General features: G+C 64.8%; 22 protein-coding genes. 7 read left to right on the top strand and 15 right to left on the bottom strand.

What is annotated here, in order from left to right; genetic code table 11:
• The first annotated feature begins 10 nt into the window (after positions 1-10).
• Positions 11-1,450: a DUF1501 domain-containing protein gene (locus ACQ4WQ_RS07040; protein WP_436495657.1), complete on the top strand. Its 1,440-nt coding sequence runs from the start codon at positions 11-13 to the stop codon at positions 1,448-1,450.
• Here the strand turns inward: ACQ4WQ_RS07040 and ACQ4WQ_RS07035 are convergent.
• The 3 genes from ACQ4WQ_RS07035 to ACQ4WQ_RS07025 form a co-directional block, all read right to left on the bottom strand.
• Positions 1,447-2,283 carry a dioxygenase family protein gene (locus ACQ4WQ_RS07035; RefSeq protein WP_326456051.1) on the bottom strand — a complete coding sequence of 279 codons (837 nt, stop codon included), beginning with the start codon at positions 2,281-2,283 and terminating at the stop codon, positions 1,447-1,449. The genes ACQ4WQ_RS07040 and ACQ4WQ_RS07035 overlap by 4 nt on opposite strands.
• A gap of 125 nt (positions 2,284-2,408) precedes the next feature.
• A complete protein-coding gene (locus ACQ4WQ_RS07030; RefSeq protein WP_436495655.1) occupies positions 2,409-3,029 on the bottom strand; it encodes a hypothetical protein in 621 nt (206 codons plus the stop codon).
• Between the two features lie 2 nt (positions 3,030-3,031).
• Entirely contained in the window at positions 3,032-3,541 is a 510-nt protein-coding gene (locus tag ACQ4WQ_RS07025) for a Spy/CpxP family protein refolding chaperone (protein ID WP_436495653.1), read from the bottom strand.
• Positions 3,542-3,733: 192 nt separating this feature from the next.
• Here ACQ4WQ_RS07025 and ACQ4WQ_RS07020 point away from each other — a divergent pair, with 192 nt between their 5' ends.
• Together ACQ4WQ_RS07020 and ACQ4WQ_RS07015 are read left to right on the top strand one after the other, a co-directional pair.
• Positions 3,734-4,423, top strand: coding sequence for a response regulator transcription factor (locus ACQ4WQ_RS07020; RefSeq protein WP_326456047.1), 690 nt, complete (start codon positions 3,734-3,736; stop codon positions 4,421-4,423).
• 2 nt (positions 4,424-4,425) lie between these two features.
• Positions 4,426-5,916 carry a sensor histidine kinase gene (locus ACQ4WQ_RS07015; protein ID WP_436495650.1) on the top strand — a complete coding sequence of 497 codons (1,491 nt, stop codon included), beginning with the start codon at positions 4,426-4,428 and terminating at the stop codon, positions 5,914-5,916.
• A gap of 29 nt (positions 5,917-5,945) precedes the next feature.
• Here ACQ4WQ_RS07015 and ACQ4WQ_RS07010 read toward each other — a convergent pair whose 3' ends face one another.
• Entirely contained in the window at positions 5,946-6,287 is a 342-nt protein-coding gene (locus tag ACQ4WQ_RS07010; protein ID WP_326456045.1) for a FlxA-like family protein, read from the bottom strand.
• Positions 6,288-6,455: 168 nt separating this feature from the next.
• Between ACQ4WQ_RS07010 and ACQ4WQ_RS07005 the strand changes: the two genes are divergently transcribed.
• Positions 6,456-7,694, top strand: a complete 1,239-nt coding sequence (locus tag ACQ4WQ_RS07005; protein WP_436495648.1) for a PrpF domain-containing protein — start codon at positions 6,456-6,458, stop codon at positions 7,692-7,694.
• A 55-nt stretch (positions 7,695-7,749) separates the two neighbouring features.
• On the opposite strand, the gene dcd is transcribed toward ACQ4WQ_RS07005, so the two are convergent.
• The 4 genes from dcd to ACQ4WQ_RS06985 form a co-directional block, all read right to left on the bottom strand.
• Positions 7,750-8,319 (bottom strand): dCTP deaminase, encoded by a 570-nt coding sequence (gene dcd, locus ACQ4WQ_RS07000; protein ID WP_034755486.1) that lies wholly within the window; start codon positions 8,317-8,319, stop codon positions 7,750-7,752.
• Between the two features lie 132 nt (positions 8,320-8,451).
• Positions 8,452-9,252, bottom strand: a complete 801-nt coding sequence (locus ACQ4WQ_RS06995) for an alpha/beta fold hydrolase (protein WP_436495646.1) — start codon at positions 9,250-9,252, stop codon at positions 8,452-8,454.
• Positions 9,253-9,310: 58 nt separating this feature from the next.
• Entirely contained in the window at positions 9,311-10,018 is a 708-nt protein-coding gene (locus ACQ4WQ_RS06990; protein ID WP_436495644.1) for an HAD family hydrolase, read from the bottom strand.
• A gap of 20 nt (positions 10,019-10,038) precedes the next feature.
• Positions 10,039-10,800, bottom strand: a complete 762-nt coding sequence (locus ACQ4WQ_RS06985; RefSeq protein ID WP_070224469.1) for a sulfite exporter TauE/SafE family protein — start codon at positions 10,798-10,800, stop codon at positions 10,039-10,041.
• A gap of 151 nt (positions 10,801-10,951) precedes the next feature.
• On the opposite strand from ACQ4WQ_RS06985, the gene ACQ4WQ_RS06980 reads away from it, so the two are divergent.
• A complete protein-coding gene (locus ACQ4WQ_RS06980) occupies positions 10,952-11,875 on the top strand; it encodes a LysR family transcriptional regulator (RefSeq protein WP_436495642.1) in 924 nt (307 codons plus the stop codon).
• 22 nt (positions 11,876-11,897) lie between these two features.
• On the opposite strand, the gene ACQ4WQ_RS06975 is transcribed toward ACQ4WQ_RS06980, so the two are convergent.
• Positions 11,898-12,410, bottom strand: coding sequence for a hypothetical protein (locus ACQ4WQ_RS06975; protein WP_436495640.1), 513 nt, complete (start codon positions 12,408-12,410; stop codon positions 11,898-11,900).
• An 81-nt stretch (positions 12,411-12,491) separates the two neighbouring features.
• A complete protein-coding gene (locus ACQ4WQ_RS06970) occupies positions 12,492-14,915 on the bottom strand; it encodes a DNA internalization-related competence protein ComEC/Rec2 (protein ID WP_436495638.1) in 2,424 nt (807 codons plus the stop codon).
• Between the two features lie 140 nt (positions 14,916-15,055).
• Here ACQ4WQ_RS06970 and ACQ4WQ_RS06965 point away from each other — a divergent pair, with 140 nt between their 5' ends.
• The gene (locus ACQ4WQ_RS06965) at positions 15,056-15,232 is read left to right on the top strand and encodes a hypothetical protein (protein WP_436495636.1); all 177 of its coding nucleotides are present in this window, start codon (positions 15,056-15,058) and stop codon (positions 15,230-15,232) included.
• A gap of 82 nt (positions 15,233-15,314) precedes the next feature.
• Here ACQ4WQ_RS06965 and ACQ4WQ_RS06960 read toward each other — a convergent pair whose 3' ends face one another.
• On the bottom strand, positions 15,315-15,497 hold the full coding sequence (locus tag ACQ4WQ_RS06960) for a hypothetical protein (RefSeq protein WP_436495634.1): 183 nt from the start codon (positions 15,495-15,497) through the stop codon (positions 15,315-15,317).
• Between the two features lie 769 nt (positions 15,498-16,266).
• Between ACQ4WQ_RS06960 and ACQ4WQ_RS06955 the strand changes: the two genes are divergently transcribed.
• The gene (locus ACQ4WQ_RS06955; protein WP_326456036.1) at positions 16,267-18,252 is read left to right on the top strand and encodes a helicase-related protein; all 1,986 of its coding nucleotides are present in this window, start codon (positions 16,267-16,269) and stop codon (positions 18,250-18,252) included.
• Between the two features lie 3 nt (positions 18,253-18,255).
• On the opposite strand, the gene ACQ4WQ_RS06950 is transcribed toward ACQ4WQ_RS06955, so the two are convergent.
• From ACQ4WQ_RS06950 to lolD, 4 genes are all read right to left on the bottom strand, one after another.
• The gene (locus ACQ4WQ_RS06950; RefSeq protein WP_436495632.1) at positions 18,256-18,729 is read right to left on the bottom strand and encodes a T6SS effector amidase Tae4 family protein; all 474 of its coding nucleotides are present in this window, start codon (positions 18,727-18,729) and stop codon (positions 18,256-18,258) included.
• 242 nt (positions 18,730-18,971) lie between these two features.
• Positions 18,972-20,213 carry a PQQ-dependent sugar dehydrogenase gene (locus tag ACQ4WQ_RS06945; RefSeq protein ID WP_436495630.1) on the bottom strand — a complete coding sequence of 414 codons (1,242 nt, stop codon included), beginning with the start codon at positions 20,211-20,213 and terminating at the stop codon, positions 18,972-18,974.
• A gap of 4 nt (positions 20,214-20,217) precedes the next feature.
• The gene (locus ACQ4WQ_RS06940) at positions 20,218-21,015 is read right to left on the bottom strand and encodes a TatD family hydrolase (protein WP_436495978.1); all 798 of its coding nucleotides are present in this window, start codon (positions 21,013-21,015) and stop codon (positions 20,218-20,220) included.
• Between the two features lie 12 nt (positions 21,016-21,027).
• Entirely contained in the window at positions 21,028-21,753 is a 726-nt protein-coding gene (gene lolD, locus ACQ4WQ_RS06935) for a lipoprotein-releasing ABC transporter ATP-binding protein LolD (protein ID WP_035819561.1), read from the bottom strand.
• Positions 21,754-21,767 lie beyond the last annotated feature (14 nt).

Genomic DNA, 21,767 nt, shown 5'->3' with positions numbered 1-21,767 from the left:
GAGCGATCACATGCAAAACTTCCCCTTTTCCCGCCGCCGCTTCCTCGGTTCCATGCTGAGCCTGGCCGGCACCACGGCCGCGCCGTTCGCCATGAATCTGGCCGCCATGGGCAACGCCGCCGCGCAATCGGCCGGCGACTACAAGGCCATGGTGTGCCTGTTCATGGCCGGCGGCAACGACGCCTTCAACACGGTGCTGGCCACCGATCCCACGTCATGGAATGAATACACGCGCCTGCGCAACACGGGCGCCGCCGACTCCATCCATCTGCCCGGCGTGGGCGAGACGGGCGGCGTCTTGCCCATCGTGCCCGCGACTGCGCAAACGGGCCGCGCCTTCGCCCTGCATCCCCAACTCGCCCCCCTGAAAGACCTGTTCGACAATGGCCGCGCCGCCGTCGTGGCCAATGTGGGCACCCTGATCCAGCCCGCCACCCTGGCGCAGTACAAGGCGGGCAGCGTGGCCTTGCCACCCAGGCTGTTTTCGCACAGCGACCAGCAATCGACGTGGCAATCAGGTTCGCCGGAAGGGGCCAGCACGGGCTGGGGCGGGCGCATCGGCGACGTGGCCGGCGCCGGCAATACGAATGCCATGTTCACGGCCATTTCCGCCGCGGGCAACACCATCTTCCTCAGCGGGCGCCAGGTACGCCAGTTCCAGGTGGGCCAGTCTGGCGCCGTGCCCATCCGCGGCCTGAGCGGCAGCCTGTATGGCAGCACTGGCGGCGCGGGCGCCTTGCAAGCCATCATCAACGATGCGGGCAGCGACCTGATCGAACAGGAACACGTGGCCGTCGTGCAGCGCGCCATTTCCAGCCAGAGCATCCTCAGCGGCGCCATGCTGGCCGCCGGCGCGGGCGGCGTGCCCAATCCCCCGCCCTACGTCAATCCGAACACGGGCGCGTCCGGCGTCAATCCGCTGGCCGTGCAATTGCAGACCGTGGCGCGCATCATCGGCGGGCGCGGCCCCCTGGGGGCGAAACGGCAAGTGTTTTATGTGACCCTGGGCAGTTTCGACACGCATGACCGCCAAAAGGAGCTGCATGGCGACCTGATGGCCCGCCTGGCCCATGCGCTCGCGTACTTCGACACGGTCCTGGCGGCGCTGCAGGGCACGGACCTGCGGCGCCAGGTGACGACGTTTACGGCGTCGGACTTCGGCCGCACCTTCAGCAGCAACGGCGACGGCACGGATCACGGCTGGGGCGCCCACCATTTTGTCGTGGGCGGCGCCGTCAAGGGCCGCGACATCTACGGCGCCTTCCCCACGACGGGCCTGGGCCATGAGCTGGACGTCGGTTCCGGCGCCCTGCTGCCGACCACCTCCGTCGACCAGTACGGCGCCACCCTGGCGAAGTGGTTCGGCGTGGCCGACAGCCAGCTGGCCGAGGTGTTCCCGAACATCGGCAACTTCAGCCGGCGCGACCTGGGTTTCATGACAGCAACTTAACCGTTCACGGCGATCGTCAGGGTGACGACATAGCCATCCGTGGCATTGCCCGTCACCGTGGCCATCTGCAGGCTGGCGCCGTCGCTGAAGACATTGTCGGTGGCATAGCTGATCTGCGCCAGGTTGCGCACGCTGGCCGTGTAGCCGCTGGCCGCATAAGCCTCGTTCAAGGTTGCCATCGGAAACGTGAATTGCGAGGTCTTGATGCGGTTCGCGGCACTGGCCGCCTTGGCCAGGCTGGGATAGACCTCCAAATGCACGTGCGGCATGCGACCCGCGTAACAGCCGGGAAAGATGGTCGTAAAGGCCAGCTTGCCGGCGCTGTCCGTTTCCTGCACGCCGCGCAGGTAATTTTGCGCCGTCACGCCGCTCGAATACAGCGAATACAGGCCTTCGCGGTCACAATGCCACAGGTAGACGGCGTAGCCGGCCAGGCTGGCGCAGCCGCCGCTGGCGTTGAGCAACTGCAACTGGATGGTCAACGGCACGCCCGCCGCCACACCCGTGGCGCCATTGAAACTGGCGCGGATATCGCTGCGCACGACGCCCGACTGGTTCAGCACGTTGATGATGCTGCCGCCATGCGTGTTCGTGCCGTCGGCCGGATACGGCCCGCCCGTTTCCTCGGGGATCACCGTGCAGGCGCCCGTGGCCGGTAGCGTCACGGTGCCGGTGCTGCCCGCGGCCATACCGCCGGCGTCCGTGCCACCCCCGCAGCTCATCAAAGGCAAGGCGGCGGCGCCGGCCAGCAGCCAGCGCAGGACTTGCCGCCGCTCGGCCGCCTGCCGCATCATTTCGAGGTCGGATGCCAGACCGTGATCATGTAATTCCATACATACTCCAACAAGTGGGGCAAGCCCGCCAAGGCAGGGTTCAGGCTGGCGCACAGGAACAGCGCTTGTGTCGCATGGCGCGAGAGCGCCTTCCTGGCAACCGGGGCGAGCTTGCGTTCCATGGTTCAGGCCGTTGTATTGACCAGGTTGCCGCTAGTGGACACGCTGCCGCCCGCATTGGCTGCGCCCAAGCTGCCCGACAGCGCCTGCAAGAAGCTGCTCAGCTTGGCGCTGCTGTCGCCGCTGGTGCTGGCGCTGCCGCCCAAGGCCGTGATCAGGCTGGAAAAGCTTGATTGCAAGTCCGAAACGCTGCTGTTATCGCTGCCCGTGCCCGACGACAGGGTCTGGATCAGGCTTTGCAAGTCCGATTTGATATTGCCATGCCCCCGTGCCCGCCCCCCGCCCTTGTCGCCCTCCTTGTCGACACCGGCGCTGGCACCCGCGCCGCCCTGGGCGTGCAGGCTGCCCATCAACTGGTGCAGGAACGCTCCCAATGCCTGGCCCGCATCGCTGCTGCTGGCCGTGCCCGTGTCGGCGCTAGTGCTGTCGGGCGACGCCGTGTCGGGCACCGTCACGCCGATCGACGACAGGGCGCTGGAAACGGCATCGAGAAAGCCCTTATCTTCCTGCCTTGGCGGCCGCGCGCCGCCTACGCTGTCGGCACTGCCGGTATTGCCGCCGCTGACGCGGTTGAACGCGCTCAGCTGGGTAGCGGCGCTGCTGGAACTCAAGGCACTGATGCTCATGGTCAATCTCCTGTCGGTGATTGGGGATGGCGCGGGCCGGGCCGGCCGTCGCGCTGCTGCTGCGTCTGCTGGCGCTGTTCCGGCGTCAGCACGGCCAGCAATTGCTGCTCCAGCCGCGCCTGCAGCAAGCTGATCGTCGCCATGGCTTGCGCCGCCGTGCTGGCCAGCGCACCGGCCTTCGCATCGTCGTAGGCATCGGATGCGGCCAGCTCGCGCAACTGCGCATGGGCCTTGAAGGCGATCTTTTCCTGTTCCCGCAGCAAGGGCGCCTGGGCATAGGTGGCGGCGAAGACCTTGTCCTGCTGCGCTTCGCTCAATTCGATGCCGCGCAGGAACAGCGGCAAGCCTGGCGCGCCGGGCCCGCCTGGGCCGTGGCCGAAGCCGGGCGGCGGCCCTGGCATGGCTTGCGGCGGCGGGCCGTCCGGCGCAGCTTCCTGCTGCGCCAGGGCGACCAGCGGCATGCTGCAGGCGGACAGCAGCAACAGGGACAGGACAATACTCAGGTGTTTCATCGGGCTTTCCTTTCGTGGCGGTCAGCCCTGATTGTCGGCGTCTGGCGTGTAAAGCAACGTTAGGGCCGCGTAAAAGCGTGTAAAGGAAAGGCCGCAAATGTAAGCGGACGTATGTAAAAGCGGGTAAAAGGGCCCTGAAGGGCCCCTGTTGACTGCTATCATCGGGCGATATTCACCCGAAAAAGCACAGGCATGAGCAAGGTTTTGTTAATCGATGACGACGTGGAACTGGTCGGCATGTTCCAGGAATATCTGACGCAGGAAGGTTTTGACGCCCGCGCCGTGCATGACGGCGAAAGCGGCGCGGCCGAAGCGCTGACGGGCCTGTATGCCATCGCCATCCTCGACGTCATGATGCCGCGCATGAATGGCCTGGAAACCCTGCGCCGCATCCGCGCCGGCAGCAACCTGCCCATTTTGATGCTGACGGCGCGCGGCGACGACACGGACCGCATCGTCGGCCTGGAGCTGGGCGCCGACGATTACGTGACCAAACCGTGCACGCCGCGCGAGCTGACGGCGCGCATCCGCGCCATCCTGCGCCGCGCGCAGGCGGCGCCGCACGACAGCACGGGCATGGCGCCGCTGACCGTGGGGCAACTGACGATGTGGCCGGAACAGCGCCGCATTTCCTGGGCCGGCACCCACCTGGAGCTGACGAGCACGGAATTCAACTTGCTGGAAGTGCTGGTGCGCCATGCCGGCAAGCCCGTGAGCAAGAATCAACTGTCCGAACTGGGCCTGGGCCGGCCCATGGCCCGCTTCGACCGCAATATCGACGTGCACTTGAGCAGCCTGCGCCGCAAACTGGGCACCCTGGCCGACGGCCGCTCCTGCCTGCAGACCGTGTACCGTCTCGGCTACCAGCTGATCAAGGAGTAAGCGTGGGGCGTCTGTTCTGGAAGTTTTTTCTGTGCATCATGCTGGCGCAAGTGACGGCCACCATCGGCATCGGCGGCACGTTCTGGCTGAAAAACCGGGCGGCACAGCAGGAACGGGCCCTCGACATCGACACCAGTCCCCCCGCGCAAATGATCATCGAGGCTGCCAGCGCCACCCTGGAAGCGGGCGGCAGCGCGGCCTTGCGGCAATTCCTTGGCAAGCTCGAGCGCATGCGCGTGTTTGCCGTCGATGGACGCGGACACGAACTGATGGGCCGCGCGGTGCATCCCGCCATGCTGAGCAAGGCGCGCGCCATGCTGGAGCAAAGCCAGCCCCATCCCGTCGTGCGCACGGTCACGGGCAGCGACGGCCAGCGCTATCTGCTGTTCCTGCCCTCGTCCGAACGCTTCCGCAATGCCGAGGCAGGCGCCGCGCGCGACACCCTCAATGCCGTTACCCTCAGCGGCCCGCGCGCCATGGGACCCGGTCCACGGCCCAGGGAAGCGGGCACTGCGCCGCCACGCGGCGAATTCGGCCGCGGCATGCCGCCCGGCCCGCGCATGGACAGCCCCTACCGCACCTTCATTCCCCTGGGCGCCGCCATCGCCGCCAGCCTGCTGTTCGCCTTCTTGCTGGCCTGGTATTTTGCGCGCCCCATCCGCGACTTGCGGCAAGCGTTCGAGGCCGCCTCGCACGGTGACCTGGCGCCCCGTTTTCACGCCAGCGGCAAGCGCGGCGATGAATTGACGGACCTGGGCCGCGATTTCGACCGCATGACGGGCCGTTTGCGCCATCTCATGGAGAGCCAGACGCGCTTGCTGCATGACGTGTCGCACGAACTGCGCTCGCCGCTGGCGCGCTTGCAGGCCGCCATCGGCCTGGCGCACCAGCAGCCGGACAAGATGGACGCCTCGATGCAGCGCATCGAGCGCGAAAGCGAACGCATGGACAAGCTGATCGGCGAACTGCTGACCCTGTCGCGGCTGGAAGCCGGTGCCGGCTCCCCGCTCAGCGAAGACGTCGACATTGCCGAACTGCTGCACGACATTCTGGAAGACGCCCGCTACGAAGCGAAGGCGCGCCAAGTGGACATCGCCCTGGCGGGCGACGCGGCCAGCGCCGGCGCCGCTGTCACGGGCCGGCCCGAACTGCTGGCGCGCGCCGTGGAAAACGTGGTGCGCAATGCCGTCAAGCACAGTCCCGATGGCGGCACGGTGGACGTAAAGCGGTCGCGCCTGCATGACGGCAAGCAGGATCTGCTGCGCATCGCCGTGCTGGACCGCGGCCCCGGCGTGGCCAGCGCGGACCTGGCCAGCATTTTCCAGCCGTTCTTCCGTGCCAGCAATACCCAGCACAGCACGGACGGCCACGGCCTGGGCCTGGCCATCGCCCAGCACGTCATCGGCGCCCATGGCGGCCGCATCGGCGCCAGCTTGCGCAGCGGCGGCGGGCTGTGCGTGGAGATGCTGCTGCCCGTCAAAACGCCAGGCTGAGCTGGCGGCGAGTATTGCCCGAGACTTGCTTACGCCTGGGTATCGATGATGCTGCCCAGCGTGGACGAGACGGACTTGGCGGGACTTGCCGCCGTGTCGGCGCTGCTGGCCGTCTGCGTATCCTGTTGCGCCGCCTGCTGCGCGGCCGCCGCTTGCAACTGAGCAATTTGTGCCTGCAAGGCCTGGATTTGCTGCGCCAGCTGCTGCTGCAGCTTTTGCGACGCGTCCGTCTGCTCGCCCTTCTGCGACTCCGTCAACTGCTTTTGCGCCGCCGTGATCTGCTTTTGCAGCGCCGCGATCTGCGCACTGCTGCCCGCACTGGCGCTACTGGCCGCGCTGACTGCGCTGCCGGAACCGATTGCCGCTACCATACTGCCTCCCTGATCATTCAATACCTTATTATCGGCGCGCAAGGTACTCAATACAGGGCGGCAAGTGTAAAGGCGGGTAAAGCCATGTAAAGACGCCGCGCCCACCATCCGATTGCACACCAGCAAGAAAAACTGGCACACTGGCGCTTCCTGCCTTGACCACGATCCATGATGATGACGCCCCTGCTGCCCGCCCTGCCCGACCTCGTGCCCCACCTGCGCTGCGGCGTGATCGAGTTTCCCGTCCACCACATGCGTGGCGGCACGTCGACGGGCCTGGTCTTGCACGCGGCCTGCGTGCCGGCCGCACAAACGCTGCGTGAGGAATTGCTGCGCCACCTGATGGGCGTGCCCCAGTCCGGGCGGCAGCCGGGCAACCGGCAAATCACGGGCCTGGGACGGGGCGCGCCTACCAGCAATAAAGTCTTCCTCGCCGAGGTGGAACAGCATGCGGGCCAGCCGCGCCTGGTCAGCACCCTGGTGCAGCTGGCCGGCGAGCATGGCGATATCGACTGGAGCGTGAACTGCGGCAATATGTCGTCCGCCCTGCAACTGTGGGGACTGGACAGCGGCGTGATCGAGGCGCTGGCCATCGGCGCGCACGATATCGAAATCCGCAACACCAACACGGGCGTCATCACCACCTCGCGCATGGCGCGCGAACTCGATGGCAGCTTTACGGCCGCCAGCATTCCTGGCGTGACCGGCAACTTCCCCCGCGTGGACCTGTTCCTGCGGCAGCCGGCAGGCGCCAAGACGGGCAAGTTATTGCCAACAGGCAATGCGCAGGATGTGGTGCACAGTTATGCGGTCTCGTGCGTGGATGTGGCCGTGCCCATGGTCATCGCGTCAGCGAGCCAGTTCGGCAAGACGGCGCACGAGTCCATCGCGGAACTGGAAGCGGACACGGCTTTCATGCAGGCGATCCGCCAGGTGTGGAGCGCGGCGGGACTGCTGATGGGCTTGCGCAAGCGCGATGGCGGGTTGATGACCCTGGAAGAGCTGGAACGCAGCGAAACCATCCCCAAGTTCTGCATCGTGGGGCCGGCATCAGAAGAAGGAAATATTGCGGTGCGTTACTTTACGCCGCAGGCGGGCCACGCCTCGCTGGCCGTCTCGGGCGGCTGCTGCCTGGCGGCCGCCTGTTTGATCCCGGGCACGGTGGCGCATGCGCTGGCGCGCGGCGTGCCACCGGTCAAGCAAATGGAGACAGAGATTGAACTGGGCATAGCCAACCCGGCCGGCATCCTGGACACCACCATCGTGGCGCGCCAGGACGGGGCGACGGGCAACATCGCCATCGACGGCGCGGCCTACCGGCGCAGCGCGCAAATCTTGCTGCGCGGCCATGTTCCCCTGTACCAGCCGTCAAGCGCGCTGAAAGCGTGGCTGCTGAAACAGATTTAAAGCAGGACTGGCGCCCTGCCCGCTCAAGCAAGCAATCAATCAATCAATCAATCAATCAGGTCTTCGGCAGGGTCACGCCGACCTGGCCCTGGTATTTGCCGCCGCGGTCCTTGTACGACGTTTCGCACACTTCGTCGGATTCGAAGAACAGCACTTGCGCCACGCCTTCGTTGGCGTAGATTTTTGCCGGCAACGGTGTCGTATTCGAAAACTCCAGGGTCACATAGCCTTCCCATTCCGGTTCGAACGGGGTGACGTTGACGATGATGCCGCAGCGCGCATACGTGCTCTTGCCCAGGCAAATCGTCAATACATTGCGGGGAATGCGGAAGTATTCCACGGTACGGGCCAGCGCGAACGAATTCGGCGGGATGATGCAATAGCCCTTGCCCGACACGTCGACGAAGTTATTCGCGTCAAAATCCTTGGGATCGACGATGGTGGTATTAATATTCGTGAACAGCTTGAACTCGTCGGCGCAGCGGATGTCATAGCCATAGCTGGAGGTGCCGTAGGAAACGATGCGGTTGCCGTCGCGTTCCTTGACCTGGCCCGGTTCGAACGGCTCGATCATGCCCGTTGTTTCCGCCATGCGGCGTATCCATTTATCGCTTTTAATCGTCATCGCAGGGGTATCTTTCTAGAATATCGAATGGCTGGGGCGGCGCGCCTGGGGCAGGCGCGGCCCGAATGGCAGGATTTTACGCGAAAATCCGCCGCTGTTGGCCCCCATCCCCTGAAAATCCTTGGCGGAAGGCTATTGTTTCGCCAGCAATGCCGTGATCATCTCGCGCACCACTTGCGCTGTCAGTTCCGGGTTCTCCATGGGAAACAGATGGCCGCCCGGCACCTGGCGGAAAAACTTGCCGACCAGCTTGCGCGTGGCCGTCAGCCCCGCCTGGCGGCATTCCACCGATTCCGTGCCGCCGATAAAGCCGATGGGCACGGGAAAACCATCCTTGACGAGGCCGCCGATATGGTGCGGCAAGCTGCGGTAGACCTGTGTTTCCACTTCGCGCGTAAACCGCAGCTGCACCCCTTCAGGATGGGGAACCAGGCCGCTGTCGATGTAGTCGCGCAAGACTTGCGGCGCCCAGATGGCGAACATGTCCTTGGCCGCGAAGTGTTCATAGGCCGCTTGCGCGTCGGGCCACAGCTTGCGCCGCCGGGCGGAAAAGCGGGCGGGAGAGTAACGCTCGCCCAGCGCCGTGTTGCGCGCCAGGCGCACCAGCAAGGCGCGCCAGCCCGCCACCACGGGCGAATCGAGCAAGACCACGCAACGCACCAGGTCGGGCCGCTGCTTGGCCACCATCACGCTGAGCATGCCGCCCAGCGAATGGCCGACGAGGATGACGGGCGCGCTGTAGCGGCGTTCCAGGTCGTCGATGTACTCGCGCACCAGCTCGGGCCAGCCCGTGCTGACGGGATATGCCGGGTCGTGCGCATGCATGTCGAGCGCCTGCACGGTGTAGTGCTGGCCCAGCAAGCCGAACAGCTTGCGGTAGGTACCGGCAGGATAACTGTTGGCGTGGGCAAAGTGCAGTTGCGGGAGGGTCATCGTGGGACGAGGCCGGTGAATGCGATAGGCAATTGTAATGGCATGCCGGCAAGACGGATCAGAGGAAGGCCTCTAATTTCCGAGCTGGCAGCGGGCGCGCTGGTGCCATGCCGGGCACGAACGAGGCCAGTACTTCGCCCAGCTCGGCGTTGGAATCGACCACGCAAAAAGCGTCGTCAAACGCGTGGTGACGGTTCATGGGATTGCGCACGACGATGCATTCCAGCCCGGCCGCCCTGGCGGCGCGCAAGCCGCGCGGCGAGTCTTCCACGGCCACGCAGTCGGCGGCGGCCAGGCCCAGGCGCTGCAAGCCGAGCTGGTAGCCGTCGGGCGCCGGCTTGCTTTCGCCATACATTTCGCGCGTCAGCACGAAACCGAAGTGCTGCAACAAGCCCGTGGCCGCATGGCTGATGCGGAAATGCTGTTCGTAGGCACTGGTGACCACGCCCATGGCCACGTGCGGGCGCAGCGCCGCCAGCACTTGCCCGATGCCGGGGATGGCCAGCTGGCCCGCCTGGCGCAAGCGTTGCGCAAACAGCACGGTGCGCTCGGCCCGCAGGCGCTCGACCAGTTCGATGGCGTGGCCCTGTCCCAGCAGCAGATGCCAGGCGCCGTAGTTATTGTCCAGGAACCAGTCAAAGAATTGCTTCGGCGTCAGCTCTATGCCGTAGGGCAAGAGCAAGTCGCGGTTGCTTTCGTAAAACAGCTGTTCGGTATCGACCAGCACGCCATCGTTGTCCCACAGTACGCCCCGGATGGTTTTCATGGCTAGTGTCGTTCAAAAACTTACTTGAAGAAAATGTCGTAGGACAACTTCACGATCAGCAGCACCAGCAGCACGAGGAAGAGGATGCGCACGAAGGCGGCGCCGCGGCGCACGGCGATCCAGGTGCCCGTCAGGGCGCCCAAGATATTGCACACGGCCATCGGCGCTGCCACCGCGTAGACTACGTGGCCGGCGGGAATGAAGAAGGCCAGCGCGGCCACGTTGGTGGCGATATTCACCAGTTTCGAACAAGCCGAGGCGAGGATGAAATCGAAGCCGAAGACGCGGATGAACAGGAAAATCAGGAAACTGCCCGTGCCCGGCCCGAACAGGCCATCATAAAAGCCGATGGCGCCGCCGATGACGATGGCGAGGACGCGTTCGCGCGGACCGATAGGACGCGCTTCGCGCGTCGTGCCGAAATCCTTCTTGATGAAGGTGTAGATGGCCATGATGATGATCAATACCAGCACCATGGGGCGCACCACCTGCTGCGGCACGTAGGACACGGCGGCCGCGCCGATGAAGGACATGACGAAGGCGCTGGCCACGGCGGGCAGCACCAGCAGCCAGGGGATATGCACCTTGCCGACAAACGAGCGGGCGGCAAACGTGGTGCCGCAGGCGGACGCCAGCTTATTCGTGCCCAGCAAGGAGGTCGAGGCCATGTTCGGCATCAGGTTGAACAGGGCCGGCAGCTGTATCAGCCCGCCCCCACCCACGGCGGCATCGATCAGGCCGGCAAAGAAGGCAAATAAACACAGCAGCGAAATGGTCAGCATGATAGGCAATATGGAATGGGCGACAGCGGCAGTATAGGCGTCAGGCACTTTTTCGGATGCAACTTCAAATTGCGGAAAACGCAATCAGGCGTAACGCTTGACGGAATGCGCTCCGTGCGGTCTACTGGCCTCTTTTGCCGGGAGTCACGCGATGTCGATGAAACTGATGTGGGAAATCCGCGCCTTTTGCACCGTGGTGGAAAAGCGCAGCTTCATCCACGCGGCGCGCATGCTGGGACGCTCGCCGTCGGCCGTCACGCGCGCCATCCAGTTCCTCGAAGAAGCCATCGGCGCGGAGCTGATCCTGCGCACGCAAAAGCAGTTCACCCTGACGACGGCCGGCGAAACCTATTACGCGTCGGCCAAGCACTTGCTGGAAACGCAGGCCGAGGCGGAAGAGCAATTGGCGGAATTGAGCAACTCGCCGCAAGGCTGGGTGCGCCTCTCGGCGCCGGAAATTTTGTCGCTGGGCTTCCTGCCGAAAGTGGTGGCGCAATTTTCGCGCGACTATCCGAATGTGTCCGTGGACATCCATTTCTCGGACAAATCGATCGACCCCATCCAGGAAAAGCTCGATTTCGCCATCCGCGGCGCCTTCCCCCAGTCCAGCGAACTGATCGGCTATCCCCTGTGGAACTACCGCCGCTATATGTACGCCTCGCCCGACTACATCGCCCGCATGGGCGCGCCCGAGGAACCGGAAGAGCTGGCCGGCCACGACGTCATCATGCACTCGGCCCCCCGCATCCTGCGCGACTGGCATTTCGTCTCTGCCACGCGCAACGTGCGCTACCAGGTGCAGCCGCGCTTCCGTTTTACTTCCGGCATCGCCACCTTCCAGGCCGCCCTGGAAGGCGCCGGCATCGTGCGTCTGGCCAGCTGGCTGGCGGAACCTGCCGTGGCCGCCGGCACCCTGCGCCGGGTCTGCACGGCATACCGGCTGACGTCGTCAAAAGAGCTCGATCCCAGCATCCATGCCGTCTACGGCACGTCGAGGATGGCCAAGGGTGCGCGGCTGTTCCTGGAGTATGTGCGGCAGAGGGGGCTGGAGATACCGGACGAGCGGCACAGCTGACGCCTGCGCCCGTGAACGGCCGCTATGACCTGATGCGAACAGAAACAGGCGTATTGAGGACCCGCGCCACATCATAGATCGGCGCGTTGCCACGAAACGATATCGCGATGAGCTCCAGCGGCGTCACGGTGCCATACGCAATAAAGGTTTCCACATATCCCTCCGAACCCACATGGTGGTAAGCCACCTCCTTCGCTTTCGCCAGCGGCGCCGGCCCGACAACGGCGGATCCCTGAAACCGAAAAATCAGCACGCATCCATTTCTTTCCGCCTGCGAAAGCGCGCCCTGCAATTCCTGCGACAGCGTCACATGGTCGAAAGCGCCTTGCAGCACGCGGTGTTGCACGATCGCCTCGGCGGTTGGCAGGTCCGTCACATGAAACAGATACGGATGCTGAAGACGTAGCGCCGCCGGTAATTTACGCCCCTGCAAGTCATATGACAGCGTCTTCGACGGCTTGCTTTGGGAGCGGATCCGCGACTCGAAGCTGATCACCGGCACGACCGCCGTTTTCTTCCAACTAAACAGACCCATCTTCACCCTTTCAGTATCATCCAGGCAGCGTCGGGGCTGCCAACCCATGACAGATATATACCATTAATGCAGCCGCGTCCGCTAGCGCCCCTGCCAGTAGCGCGGCCGGCTGGCCCGATACTGCGTCACATTAATATGGTCGCCAAACTCCAGCACCACCGCCCCCGTTACATCCGTGCGCAACCGCGTAATGCCCATGTCGCCATAGCGCGCATACACTTGCGGCTTCGGATGTTTATAGCGGTTCCGGTGCCCCACCTGGAAGATCGCCAGGGCCGGATGGACGGCGTGCAAAAATGCCGGTGTCGACGAGGTGCCGCTGCCGTGGTGCGGCGCCAGCAGCACATCGGCCGCCAGTTCACCGTCTGCCGAGCGCCCCAGCAGCTGCGCCTCCTGCGCCGCTTCGATGTCGCCAGCCAGCAAGATTGCATGCTTGCCTGCCGTGATTTTTACGGTGCAGCTGCGGGCGTTCGGTTTCAGGGCAATGTCCGTATGGCTGGCGGGCAGCGGGTGCAGCATGGCGAAATGCACGCCTTCCCAGGTCCAGCCCTGGCCCGCCATGCAATGCAGATAGGGACGGTGCGATACCCGCCGCGCCTCGACGGCCGGGTGGCCATCGAACAGTGACGAGGCCAGCCAGCCTACCTGCACGTTTTCCAGCAAGGACACGGCGCCGCCCGCGTGATCGAGGTCGCTGTGGGAAATGATCACGCCGTCGAGCTTGCCGATGCCGCGCGCCCGCAGATACGGCACGATGACCCGGCTGGCGCCGTCGGCATCGAGGCTGTAGGCGGGTCCCGTGTCGTACAGCAGGCGGTGGCCATGCGTTTCCACCAGCACGGCCATGCCTTGTCCCACATCAAAGGCCGTGATCCACATCTGGCCCGGTGGCGGGCTGGACGGCAAGGCCGTCAGCAGCGGTAGCCAGCCCAGCATGCCGACCCAGCGATGCGGCCATCCCCTGGGCGCCAGCAGCCAGGCCGTGCCGAACAATGCCCAGCAAAAACTCCACATTGGGGGCGCGGGTGCCGTCCAGACGGCAAAGCGGCGCGCACCGAGCCAGTCCAGTACCTGCGCCAGCATCTGCACGATGGCGTGCGCCAGCAGCAACAGCGCGTCGGACAGGGGCGCCGGCAGCAAACTGCCCGCCAGCGACAAGGGCGTGACGACCAGACTGATGACGGGAATGGCCAGCGCATTGGCCACGGGAGACACGAGCGAGACTTGCGAGAACAGCAGCATCGTCAACGGCACCAGCCCCACCGTCACCACATACTGCGTATGCGCACCGAGCGCCACGGCCGCGCGCAGACGGCGCCAGCGGCTGGCGTTCTCCGGCAAAGGCGCCGTGGTACGGCCCGCCGTCGCGTACAGCATGGTGGCGACGGCGCCGAACGACAGCCAGAAACCGGGCCACAGCACGGCCCACGGGTCGAGCAGCACGACCACGCCCAGCGCCAGGCACAGCACGTGAACGATGCTGGTGATGCGTCCCAGCCACAAGGCCAGCGCCACCACCAGCAACATATATAAAGTGCGCTGCGCGGGCACGCCGAAGCCGGCCAGCAGTACATATACACATGCCGCCAGCGCACCAGCCAGCGCCGCCACTTTTTGCGCCGGCAGCAGCAAAGGCAGTTGCCGCTCCGTGAAAAACGAGCGCCGCCACAGCCCGCCCGCCCCGAGGGCGAACAGACCCGCGATCATGGTGATGTGCAGGCCGGAAATCGAAATCAGATGGCTGACACCCGTGCGGTTGAATACCTGCCAGTCCGACTGTGGAATGGCGCGCTGGTCGCCCACCACCAGCGCCACGATCACGCCCGCATACTGTTTACCTTCCAGGCTGCGCAGTATGCGCGCACGCAACACTGCGCGGCTCGCTTCCACCACATTGCCGAAAGCGGGCACGAAGGCCGCCAGGCGCACGTTGGGGGTATCGGCGCGCGGCTGCGGCCGCACATAGCCGGTGGCGCGCACGCCCTGCTCCAGCAGCCACGCCTCGTAATCGAAGCCCATGGGATTCGCGTTGCCATGCGGGCGCTGCAGGCGCACCGTCAGCCGCCAGCGTTCACCCGGCTGCACGTCGCCCACCTCGTTCGTCACCGCATCGCGAAAGCCCGCGTACCAGGACAGGGCGATCAAGGGCGGCACCTTCGCATTGAGTGCCTTCTCCACGGAAAAATTGAAGCGCACGCCCTGCTCGAAGCGGTACGGCAAGCTGGCCACCGTCCCCGTCACGACAATGTCCTGCCCCTCGTCGGCCAGCGCCAGCTGCGGCGCCAGAGCTGCCTGGGCCATCCAGGCCGCCCAGTAAAAGCCCAGCCCCACGCCGGCGGCTAGCGCAACAACGCAGCGCCAGCGCGCATGACGGCGCAACAGCCACGCCATCGGCAGCGCCGCGCCAGCGATCACCCACAGCAACGCGCCCGCGTGCGGCGGCAAGCTTGCCTGCGTCTGCAACCAGGCGGCGCCAGCGGCAAAGCCGAGTATCAGGGTGCGCATGGGAAGGCAGGATCAAGGCAAAATCGGCTCGCTGCGAAAGGGACTCAACTAATGTGATCGCTTTCCACGCCTTGCCGTCTGATCTGGCGCAATGGTGCACTGGATAAGAGCGCTCATGCACCGCATCCACCAGCTACGCCTTGTCCTATGCCGTACTGACCGACCTCGTGTCGGTCAGCAATAACCCCTTGGCGGTGCTCGACCTGGCCTGCGGCGAAGGTCATGCGTTCATGGACGCCGCAGCGCCGCTGCAAGCCGGCGACGGATTGATCGCCACCGGCTGGGGGCTACGCGCCGTGCGCGCACGGGCAGCCTGAACTGCCATCGGCGCCATGGCTTGCTGGCGTCAGCGGCAACAGGCTACGATAGTGGCTGCCGCAGCGCGCAGTATTTCTCCCGTCAATTGCAGGATTGCTGGCAGGCGGACCGCTCGGCGCCGCACTCGGCTTGAGAGGTACCGGCGGCGATGCAAGCCCTCCACTCGGCAGCGCAGGCGCTATAGCAGCTGGCAAAGGCCGGCGTTGCAGTCACCGCCAAACCGAGGCCTGACGCGAAAAGAAATGCAGCGAGCTTTTTATTCATGGAGTTCTCCCAAAATCGGATGGCTGATGAATCCCTGCGTGCGCCATCCTCTGACGCAGGGCCACATACACAGGTATGTCGGGTGTCATCGCGCGCTGGCCGTGCGTCAGCGCGAAATGGAAAATCCTGCGGCCGCCAGCGTATCCTGGAGCACCGTCAAATCAAAACCGTGCATATCAACGCGGCACGCCCCAGCCGATAGCCAGACCGGCATCCAGAATAATGCCGTACGTCGCCATCAATTTCAGATATTGTGAAAAGATACTAAAATACCCCTGCAAAATCTGAGCCCATGATCATCTCGGCATTATTAATTGTCAAGATAATTCAATTCATTTCGCGCCATCGGATAATTCCTCACGCAATGAAAAAGACCGGCGCGATACGAATATCATCGCCATGGATATCGATAAAAACATACTCTTTGTTATTATCGGTGCCACGGCAATTGAAATTTTAATGTTAAATTCAAAAATTTAACAAAATTAATAAAAATACATTCATGAAAATTTCAGCCGAATAAAAATGTCGCAGGAAAAACCGCTAAGCGCAAAGCACCGGGATATCGGATTCCCATTCCTCGTTCAAGCAAGATGATTTTCAAGCAGGTGGCAGCGCCGCCCTCCATGTTTGCCAGTTGCTTATCCGCCTCAAGGAATCGTCGCTTTACAGATCGCGCTCGTGCGACAGCCGCATCGGGCGCCGGGGAAAAATCTTTGCCCGGCGCACGGTATAATCGGCCTCGCTTACTTCAACACCCAGGCACGACATGACTTCCTCCGCACTTCCTCCCGACACCTCCACCGACCTTTCCGACAGCACCGAAGACAATAACGACGCCACCCTGGTCGCGGAACTGGGGGAACTGGCCGAGCATATCCGCCTGGTCAAGATGGAAGGCCGCGTCTTCGTGCGCTTTTCCGGCGTGGTCAAGGCAGGCCACCTGGTGGTGCCGTATGCGCTCGTGCCTGCACAGGGCGTGCTGGCGCGGCCGGCCAAGTGGCGCAAGATGGACCGCGAGACCAAGCTGGCCCTGGTGCGCGAACGGGCCAGCGCGGCCGTCTTCGAGGAACTGCGCCAGCACGTGATCGATTTCGTCGCCGATATCGCGGGCCTGAGCGAGGACGTGGATGCGGACCCGATGGTCTTCCTGCACACGCTGGCCGACATGCAGACGTCGGAGCCGGCCGGCATGGTCTTCGACCGCATCCGCCAGCGCTTCAACCACGCCATCGAGCGCCAGCAGGAGGAACAGCACGCGGCACGCACGCGCCAGAGCATCAACCTGGCCGAATACCCCGCCTCGTTCGAGATGGCACGCCGCCTGCCGCGCCGCTTCATCGCCCTGCTGGGGCCCACGAACTCCGGCAAGACGCACCGCGCCATGGAAGCGCTGGTCAAGGCGAAGAGCGGCATCTATCTCGCGCCATTGCGATTGCTGGCCCTGGAAAACTACGAACGCCTGCAGGAAGCCGCGCCGCACGGCAAACCGCTGGCCGTGAGCCTGATCACGGGCGAGGAGCGCCGGGTCGTCGACGGCGCCACGCACGTGGCCAGCACGGTGGAAATGCTGGACACGAAAACCGTCGTCGAAGTGGCCGTCATCGATGAAATCCAGATGCTGGCCGACCCGGACCGGGGTGCCGCGTGGACGGCGGCCGTCTGCGGCGCGCCCGCCCACACCGTGTACCTGGTGGGGGCGCCCGAAGCGCGGCGCGCCATCGAGGCGCTGGCCGAACGCCTCGACTGCCCGCTGGAAGTGCATGTATTGAAACGCATGGCGCCCCTGTCGATGGAGCCGACGGCCGTGCGCAAGGTGCGCAACCTGCGCCGCGGCGACGCCGTCATCGCCTTTTCGCGCCGCGAAGTGCTGATGTGGCGCGACATGATCACGGAAACGGGGCTGTCCGTGGCCACCGTCTACGGCAACCTGTCGCCCGAAGTGCGGCGCGCGCAGGCGCAGCGCTTCCGCGACGGCACGGCCGATATCGTCGTCGGCACGGATGCGCTGGCGATGGGCCTGAACATGCCGATCGCGCGCATCGTCATGACCACCTGCGTCAAATACAATGGCCGCGAAGAGGAAGAGATTTCCGCCGCGCTGGCGCGCCAGATCGCCGGGCGCGCGGGCCGCTACGGCGTGCATGAAGAGGGCCTGGTGGCGGGCTACGACAACGAGACGCATGAAGTGATGCGCGCGCTGCTCAAGGAAAAGCTGCATCCGCTGAACACCAGCGGCTTTGCCGTGGCGCCCTCGCTCGAACACCTGCACCGCATTTCATCGGTGACGGGCGAGCTGTCGCTCAGTAAACTGCTGCGCCGCTTCATCCACAATATCGACGTGCCCGACGGCTTCTTCTTCCCGCGCATCACGGAAGACCAGAAGGAGCGCGCCGTCTGGCTCGACACCCTGCCCCTGTCCGTGGCCGACAAATTTACTTTGTCGCTGGTGCCGATATCGAGCAAGGTGCCATCCCTGCAGACGGCGTGGGAGCACTGGGCGAAGAATCTGTCGCAGGGAAAAACGAGCACCTTGCGCCAGCACGCGTATGGTGGCGGCACGCAGAATCTGCAGCAGGTGGAAGACACCTGCCGCTACTACTCCGCGTATGCCTGGCTCAGCTACCGCCTGCCCGAATTCTTCCCCGATATCGCCGTGGCGCAAAACCTGTCGCGCGATGCGTCCGAGCGCGTCGATTCCATCCTGCGCGCACACAACGCGGCCTCGCGCGGACGGTCGAAGAAGTTCAAATAGGCGTTAGCGCAATTCCCAGAACCACACCTCGCCGCAATCCCAGTAGCATTCGGAGCCGCACACCTTCACGCCGATGGAAGGCAGCAGAATGTCGATATGCCCGCCCGCGCCGCCCAGGTAACCGGGGATGCGGAAGAAGGCGACGAGGCCCTGGCGCTGGCCGACGCCCGGGATGGCAACCTCCCTGACGAATTTTTCGGGCGCGCCGAACATCGAGGGACTGGACAGCATGTGCGCCAGCTTGGCCTGTCCCGGCTCGATCAGCGCGCCCTTGAACGGCCCCTTGCGGATGGCCATGCGGCCCTTGACCTGGATGCCGGCCTTGATCAGCGCCAGGCTGACGCGGATGGCGCAGGTGTTGGCAAAATTATCCTTGCCGATCAAGTCTTCCCAGCCGATTTCGCCGAACAGGGCCGCCTGGTCGACGGCGGCCACGCTCGGGTAATACTCGCGCAGCGCGATGAATGCAGGTTTCATGGCAGCCTCCCGTCATCCCTGGTCGACAGGGAACATCAGGCCGATTGTAGGAGGATGCGGCGGCCCCGCACTGAGCGAGATCAAGCGTAAACCGACGGCACCCGTAATGCCAACAATGACGCCGGATTACGCGCGGCATTGCCACGCCAATCCGACCTACATGCTCAAGTAGGTCGGCTTAGGCCAAAGGCCGTAAGCCGACGCCCGCCGCAACGCCAGCGAGGACGTCGGATGAAGGCCGCTTACGGCTTGCCCGGCGCCGCATAATGCAGCTTGAGCACCAGGCCATTATGGTCATCGGCCATATAGATATCGCCGTCCTGGCCCTGCTTCACGTCGACGGGCGCGCCCCTGCCCTGCTTGCCCTTGCGCTCCCAGTTGCCGATCAACTCGACGGACTTGCCCAAGGGCGCACCGGCCTTGTTGGGCAGCAGGGCCACCAGGCGGTGGCCGTTGCTGCGGTAGCCGTGGTAACCGATGATCAGGCTGTTCCTGTACAGCTCCGGGAAGCGGCTGGCCGTGTAAAACGTCATGCCCAGCGGCGCGGCATGGCCGGGCAGCAGGCGCTCGGGCGCCGCAAATTGGGCGTCGCAAGCCGTTTTCGGATATTCGGGACTGGCGACATTGTCGTCGTAGCAGTACGGCCAGCCGTAATGCCGGTCGGCCTTGATCAGGTTCAGCTCCTCATGCGGCAGGTTCTCGTCGCTTTTGAGCTGCGGCATGGCGGCCTGGATGGCGTCGCGCGCGTTTTCCGCCTGCCACAGCTCGCCCGTCGCAGGATGGAAGGCCAGCGCCATCGAATTGCGCAAGCCGCGCGCATGCGTGCGCCAGCTCGCCACCGTGCCCGCCGGCCATGCCATCGTGTATTCGCGGATGGCGCCCAGCGCTTCCGGACCTTCCGCCGAAGGACAAGCCTTGGCCGGATCGGGCGCCTTGCCATCGTTTTCGCAATGGTCGGTGCTCGAACCCACGTTCACGTACAGGTCGCCCTTGGGGCTGAAACGCATGTTCGTCAGCAGATGCAGGCCGAGGCCCGGCAGGCGCGGCGTCTTGGCCGTGCCGCCGATCACGTCGGTGATGGCGCGGGCGGGATCGCGCAGGTCGAAGCGGAAGATGCGTCCCACCTCGCCCACGTAGACCAGGCCGTCCGGCCCCTGTACGATGCCGTTCGGGCGGTCGAGCTTGTCGAGCAGCAGCTTGCGCTCGTAGCCCGGGCCGGCCGCCTTGCGCTGCAACAGCCACAATTTACCCTGCTTCGGCGTCCATCCCGTCATGTCCGTGACGAGGATGTCGCCATTCGTCAGCGGCAGCACGCCACGGGGAAATTTCAGGCCGTCGGCCAGCACGGCCACGCAAAAGCCGGCCGGCGTGGTGACGTCGAGGCGCGGCATGCCGTCGCACTGGGCGCCGGCCGCCGCCATGGCGGGCGCAAACGCGCTGGAAAGGCAGGCCGCCAGGGCGCCCGCAAGCATTTTCTTGTTCATGGTTTCACTCCATCAGGGGTAGTCGAGGCAGTACAGCGCGCGCGTTGGCGCTGGTTTGCGCCGCCACGTCGGCAAGTTCCAGGCCGCGCAATTCGGCCAGCACGGCGCCAATGCGGGGCAATTCTTCGGGGCTGTTGCGGCCCGGGTGGATCCAGCTGGGCGAAATATCGGGCGCGTCCGTCTCCAGCACGATGGCGTCCAAAGGCAGGTCGCTCGCCATGCGGCGTATCTGCAAGGCGCGCGTAAACGTCATCGCGCCGCCGAAACCGAGCTTGAAACCAAGATCGATATAGCCCTGCGCCTGCTGGAAGCTGCCATTGAACGCATGCGCGATGCCGCCGTTCGGGCGGATCTGGCGCGCGTGCTTGAGGACGATGTCCTGCGAGCGGCGCACGTGGGCAAGCACGGGCAGGTCGAAGTCGCGGGCGATCTTCAGCTGCTCGCGCAAAAAATGCTCCTGCCTGGCGCGCATGGCCGGTTCGCACAGCATCGGGAGGAAGAAATCGAGGCCGATCTCGCCGATGGCGACAAAACGCGGATCATGCATGGCCTGCGCCACGGTTTCGCGCAGGGCGGTCAGATCGTCTTCCGTGGCCTGCGGCACGTAGATCGGGTGGATACCGAGCGCGTAGCAGGCGTTGGGCGCCGCTGCCGCCAGGTCGCGCACGATGGCGAAATTGGCAAGTTCGACGGCGGGAACGACGATCATGCCCACGCCCTGCTGCTGCGCGCGCGCCGCCACCTGCAGCGATTCGCTGCCGAATTCATGCGCGTCGAGGTGGCAGTGCGTGTCGATCCACAGCATGGCGGTTCCTTAGTATTGGTACGGCTGCAGCCCTTCGTCCGTCAGGCGCAGCACGCGGTCGCAGCGCTTGGCCAGTTCGATATCGTGGGTGACGATGACGAAAGCGGTGCCCAGGGTGCGCGACAGTTCCAGCATCAGGTCGAAAATCTGTTCGGCCGTGGCGTGATCGAGGTTGCCCGTCGGTTCATCGGCCAGCACGCAGGCAGGCTGCGTGACGAGGGCACGGGCCAGGGCCACGCGCTGGCGCTCGCCGCCCGACAATTCGCCCGGCGTGTGCGTGACGCGCTTGGCCAGGTTCACGCGCGTGAGGATTTGCTGCGCCAGCTCGGTGGCGGGCGCGCGCTTCATGCGCCGTATCATCAAGGGCATGGCGACGTTGTCGAGCGCCGAGAACTCGGGCAGCAGGTGGTGGAACTGATAGACGAAGCCCAGCGAGGCGTTGCGCAAGTCGCCGCGCGCCTTTTCGCTGAGGGTGGCGAAATCCTTGCCCAGCAGGGTCACCTTGCCGCTGGTGGGCGTATCGAGCCCGCCCAGCAGGTGCAGCAGGGTCGATTTGCCCGAGCCGGAGGCGCCGACGATGGCGACGCGCTCGCCGCGATGCACGTCGATGTCGATGCCGGCCAGCACCTGCACCTTGTAGCTGCCCTGCGTGAAAGTCTTGCCCAGGCCGCGGCAGCTAAGGACGGCGGAATCGGCGGAAGCGCCGTTGGAGGCAGGTTTATTCAGATCGGTCATGGTCGTAGTCAGTG

Source organism: Janthinobacterium goodfellowi (assembly GCF_051380695.1).
Lineage (GTDB): Bacteria > Pseudomonadota > Gammaproteobacteria > Burkholderiales > Burkholderiaceae_D > Janthinobacterium.
The sequence above is the reverse complement of the archived record's forward strand: the minus strand, read 5'-3'. Positions and strand labels throughout refer to the sequence as shown.